The organism is Brenneria tiliae (assembly GCF_023347575.1).
GTDB classification, from domain to species: domain Bacteria; phylum Pseudomonadota; class Gammaproteobacteria; order Enterobacterales; family Enterobacteriaceae; genus Brenneria; species Brenneria corticis.
On the sequence record NZ_JAKPCB010000053.1, the window covers coordinates 1 to 332 of the forward strand.

Here is a 332-nt window from a genome sequence, read left to right on the forward strand (position 1 = left end):
TTTTTAATGGTGGAGCTATGCGGGATCGAACCGCAGACCTCCTGCGTGCAAAGCAGGCGCTCTCCCAGCTGAGCTATAGCCCCATGACTTACAGATACCTTGAGATACCACTCGTGAGAGAGTTAATTCTTTTCCAGGCAAGGCGTGCAATGGCGAAGCATACTCCAGTATGCGAGTCATTTCACAACGCAGCATGGGAAAGAATTTGGTAGGCCTGAGTGGACTTGAACCACCGACCTCACCCTTATCAGGGGTGCGCTCTAACCACCTGAGCTACAAGCCTATTAAGGTATTTCTGCTCGTTATTTTCATCAGACAATCTGTTGTGGACA

Annotated in this window: 2 tRNA genes; both read right to left on the reverse strand. The window is 49.4% G+C overall.

Annotation, left to right across the window (positions count from 1 at the left end):
• Positions 1 to 7 precede the first annotated feature (7 nt).
• Positions 8 to 83: transfer RNA gene (locus MFP24_RS00260), tRNA-Ala, on the reverse strand.
• A gap of 123 nt (positions 84 to 206) precedes the next feature.
• Positions 207 to 283: transfer RNA gene (locus MFP24_RS00265), tRNA-Ile, on the reverse strand.
• Positions 284 to 332: the final 49 nt, after the last annotated feature.